The following is a 4386-nucleotide window of genomic DNA, read 5'->3' as shown; positions in this document are numbered from 1 at the left end:
GGTCTCAGGGGGCGGTCAACGCCCGGTGCATGGGGGCGGAAGCACGCCCTCCGGCAGGGCTCAGGGCCCGCCACTCCCGCCACAGCAGCCAGCACAGGGGGGGCGTCAGCAGCAGCACGGTGGCGGGCTGGGCCATCAAGACCCCGTCGCGTCCCCACCAGAGGGGCAGCAGGAAGATGAGGGGCAGCAGCAGCACCGTCTTGGCCACGGAGATGACGAGGGCCTGGCGGGTGCGGGCCATGGCCTGCAACAGCACGATGCCGAACATGACGATCCCCTCCAGGGGCAGGGCAGCGAGGTTGAGGGTCAGGCTGCTGATGGCGGCGGCGAGCAGCTCTGCGTCCTGATCCCCGGTGTAGAGCATGGCGACCGGCTGCGGCAGCAGCTGGACAATCAGCCAGACCCCCAGGCCATAGACCAGGGTGATCTTGAGCCCCATCGCCATCAGGAACTGGAGGTCGCGATGGCGCCCGGCCCCGGCTGCCTGGCTCACCAGGGGCTGGATGCCAAACGCCAGTCCCTGCAGGATGACGATGAAGACTGCCTCCGTGTATCCCGCCACGGTGAAGCCCGCCAGATCCTTGACCGTACCGTGCACCATCAGCTGGCTGTTGTGCAGCAGCAACAGCAGCCCCAGGTTGAACTGGGCGATGAGGCTCGGCAGCCCGGTGAAGAGCAGGCCGGGCATGGCCGGGAAGCGGGGCACCAGCTGGCGCCAGGTCAGCCGCAACCGGGCGTGGCGGGTGAAGAAGTACCCCAGGCCGAGCAGGCTGACCATGGCCTCCGAGAGGAGGGTGGCCTGGGCCGTGCCGGTGAGGCCGAGCCCGAGCCGGCCCACCATGATGTAGTTGAGCAGGATGTTGAGGAGGGCGCCGCCGCTCACCAGTACCATGGCGAGGCGAGGGCGGCCGTCGTTGCGAAGCAGGTAGGGCACCGCCAGGTTGCTGGCGAGCAGCAGGGTGCCACCGCCAATCCAGGTGAGGTAGTCGCTGGCCTGCTGCCAGGTGTCGGTGCCGGGGGCCATTCCCAGGGCCTGCAGGATATCGGTGTGCCAGTGGTGCAGCAGCAGCGGCGCTACCGTGCCCAGGATCAGCAGCAGCCAGAGGGCGCTGACCAGAGCCTGGCGGGCCAGAGCGAGGTTCCTGGCGCCCTGCTGGAAGGAGATGGCGGTGGCGGCCCCCATGGCGATCATGGCGGCGAGGCCGATGAGCACCATGATGACCGGATAGACCAGGTTGATGCCGGCAAGGCCGGCGGCCCCCACGTAGTGGCCGACGAAGATGCCGTCCACCAGGTAGTAGGCGCCGGAGACCAGCATGGCCATGACGGAGGGGAGGGCATAGCCCCAGAAACGGCGGGCCATGGCCCGTTGACGCAGGCGGAAGTAGGCGGACATATCTGTACTCGGGAAAAGGGCCGGAATCGAGCAGACAGTCTATTTTCTTATGGATTAATTGATAATCAGGCTTTCATTTGATGGATTACTGAATTCGGCTCATCAATTAACGGATCCTGTGATACTCCTTCAGCATGTCGATCAGGGCTCGCAGCCCTTGCCCCAGCTGGTGCCGGCCCGGATAGAAGAGGTTGAACCCGGCAAAGCTGGGGCTCCAGTCATCCAGCACGCTCACCAGCCGCCCCGATGCCAGGGCGTCGAACACCTCCCCTTCATGGCAGTAGGCGAGCCCGAGCCCCGCCTCGGCCGCCCCCAGGTAGAGCGCAGGCGTGCTGGTGGTGAGCGGGCCCGTCACTTCGATCTCCAGCAGTTCCCCCTCGGCGGCAAAGGCCCAGCGATAGTGGTGATGGGGCGTGAGCCGATAACCGATGCAGTCGTGCTGGCGGAGATCCGAGGGGTGGCGAGGGGTGCCACGCCGTGCCAGATAGTCGGGGGAGCCCACCACCAGATAGCGCTGCTGCGGGCCCAGGGGAACCGAGATCATCTCCTGGGGCAGCAGGTCGCCGTAGAAGAGGGCGGCGTCGTAGCCATCCTCGATGAGGCGGGGCATCAGCTCCAGCTCCTCCACCTCCACCTGCATGCGCGGGTAGCGCACCAGATAGTCGATGAGCACCGGGGCCAGCACTTCCTGGATGGCGGCTCGGGGGGCACAGAGCCTGAGCCTGCCCACGGGTTCGCCCGCGTGGCGCGTCAGCTCCGCCAGCGCCGCCTCCAGTTGCCCCAGGGTCGGCAGTACCTGGGCCAGCAGCCGTTCGCCCGCTTCGGTCGGCACCACGGCCCGGGTGCTGCGATTGAGCAGCCTGACGGCCAGGCGACTCTCCAGCCCTTTGAGGGCATGACTCAGGGCCGAGGCGGACACCCCGAGCTCGAGGGCGGCCTTGCTGAAACTGCGGTGACGGGCGACGGCGGCAAATACCGCCAGCTCGGCGAGATCGGTGCGGGAGAGGGTCATGGTCGGTACGCAGAAAAGGGGCGGACACAAAGGGTACGCCATGGGGCGACGGGAGACAATCGGGGGGCAACGAGGGGATTGTGACAAAATTGTTGCGCGTTTCAAGGGTGAGGTGGATCACACTAAAAAGTTTATATGTTAAAAAAAAATCGCAATATGGCGATTCAAGTGTGATCTGAAGCGACGGAAAGGCGATTCCAATCAAACTTTGGTTGATTAATTCAAAAAAACGCTGTGATTAATAGGGCCTTTTAACTAGAGTCATCTCATCGGATGAGGTGAGCGTTATCCCGTTGTTAACGAGCGAGCACGATCCCCTCTGTATTACGACTCCCCGCCCGTGTTTGTTGCAATCAGGTTGCCACAGGGAGTGGCGGCCGGATGGCCGGGGCGGGGGAACAAACAGGACGAATAGCTGGAGTTCCAGGGAAAGGAACCGGGCCCAGGCCCACTGACAAGTTAAGATCCCACTTTCCTTGATGACAGGAACACCCCTATGTCTGACATGAACATTGCAGTTGAAGGCAGCTTGAGCAAAGCCTCCTCCCGTGGCATCAACAAGGCCGACGTGGTCTGGATGCTGGGTCTGTACGGTACCGCCATCGGCGCCGGTGTCCTCTTCCTGCCGATCAATGCCGGTGTCGGTGGCCTGTGGCCGCTGGTCGCCATGCTGATCCTGGCCCTGCCGCTGACCTTCTTCGCCCACCGTGGCCTGACCCGCTTCGTGCTGTCCGGCTCCACCCGTGACGGCGACATCACCGAGGTGGTGGAAGAGCACTTCGGCAAGACCGCAGGCAAGTTCATCACCCTGCTCTACTTCTTCGCCATCTACCCCATCCTGCTGATGTACTCCGTGGCCATCACCAACACCGTCGAGAGCCTGATGGTGCACCAGCTGGGCATGACGGCACCTCCCCGTGCCATCCTCTCCCTGGTGCTGATCCTGGGTCTGATGGCGATCGTTCGCCTGGGCGGCCAGGTCATCGTCAAGGCGATGAGCGTGCTGGTCTTCCCGTTCGTGGTCACCCTGATGGGCCTGGCGGTCTACCTGATCCCGCACTGGAACGGTGCCATCATCACCGAAGCCCCTGCGCTGGGTGAGGCCTTCAACGGCGACTTCATCAAGACCCTGTGGCTGGCCATCCCGGTGATGGTGTTCTCCTTCAACCACTCCCCGATCATCTCCTCCTTCGCGGTGGACAACAAAGGCCGCTACGGCGCCAACGCCGAGAAGAAGTGCAGCAACATCCTGCTGGGCGCCCACGTCATGATGGTGATGACGGTGATGTTCTTCGTGTTCAGCTGCGTGCTGAGCCTCTCCCCGGCTGACCTGGCGGCGGCCAAGGAGCAGAACATCTCCATCCTCTCCTACCTGGCCAACCACTTCGACAACCCGGTGATCGCCACCGTGGCACCGCTCATCGCCATGGTTGCCATCAGCAAGTCCTTCCTGGGTCACTACCTGGGTGCGCAAGAGGGCATGAACGGCCTGATGGCCAAGTCCCTGCGCGAGAAGGGCAAGAACGTCGACGTCAAGCAGCTGAACAAGGTGACCGCGGTCTTCATGATCCTGACCACCTGGGCCGTGGCCACCATCAACCCGAGCATCCTCGGCATGATTGAAGATCTGGGCGGCCCCATCATCGCCATGCTGCTCTTCCTGATGCCGATGTACGCCATCGCCAAGGTACCGGCCATGCGCAAATATGCCGGCAACCTCAGCAACGGCTTCGTCACCCTCATCGGCCTCATCGCCATGTCCGGCATCATCTACAAGCTGATTGCCTGATGACAGCGTTCATCCCTGTGAGAAAGCCGCCCCCCGGGGCGGTTTTTTTATGGGCACAAATACTTAACAAAGCGGTGGTGGCGGCCTAACATGGCGGGATGTTTTTCTAGACGGGACAACAGGATATGTCTGGGTTGAAAAAGGATCTCGGGCTCTGGCAGGGGATGGGGCTGCTCGCCACCTCCCTGC

At 63.3% G+C, this 4386-nt stretch carries 3 protein-coding genes; 1 reads left to right on the top strand and 2 read right to left on the bottom strand.

Features of this window, described 5'->3' with window-relative positions; translation table 11 throughout:
* Positions 1–4: 4 nt before the first annotated feature.
* Both C3418_RS22945 and C3418_RS22940 read right to left on the bottom strand, forming a co-directional pair.
* A complete protein-coding gene (locus tag C3418_RS22945; protein WP_069785586.1) occupies positions 5–1396 on the bottom strand; it encodes an MATE family efflux transporter in 1392 nt (463 codons plus the stop codon).
* Positions 1397–1502: 106 nt separating this feature from the next.
* A complete protein-coding gene (locus C3418_RS22940) occupies positions 1503–2408 on the bottom strand; it encodes a LysR family transcriptional regulator (protein WP_039039436.1) in 906 nt (301 codons plus the stop codon).
* 496 nt (positions 2409–2904) lie between these two features.
* Here C3418_RS22940 and C3418_RS22935 point away from each other — a divergent pair, with 496 nt between their 5' ends.
* Entirely contained in the window at positions 2905–4197 is a 1293-nt protein-coding gene (locus C3418_RS22935) for an HAAAP family serine/threonine permease (protein WP_039039437.1), read from the top strand.
* Positions 4198–4386: the final 189 nt, after the last annotated feature.

The sequence above is a fragment of the Aeromonas sp. ASNIH8 genome (assembly GCF_002919855.1).
GTDB classification, from domain to species: Bacteria; Pseudomonadota; Gammaproteobacteria; order Enterobacterales; family Aeromonadaceae; genus Aeromonas; species Aeromonas caviae.
Note: the sequence above shows the minus strand (reverse complement) of the source record. Positions and strands in the feature narration are given on the sequence as shown.

Coding starts and splice junctions, on each gene's coding strand:
- C3418_RS22945 (WP_069785586.1), bottom strand. CDS start 1,396: ATGTCCGCCTACTTCCGCCTGCGTCAACGGGCCATGGCCCGCCGTTTC.
- C3418_RS22940 (WP_039039436.1), bottom strand. CDS start 2,408: ATGACCCTCTCCCGCACCGATCTCGCCGAGCTGGCGGTATTTGCCGCC.
- C3418_RS22935 (WP_039039437.1), top strand. CDS start 2,905: ATGTCTGACATGAACATTGCAGTTGAAGGCAGCTTGAGCAAAGCCTCC.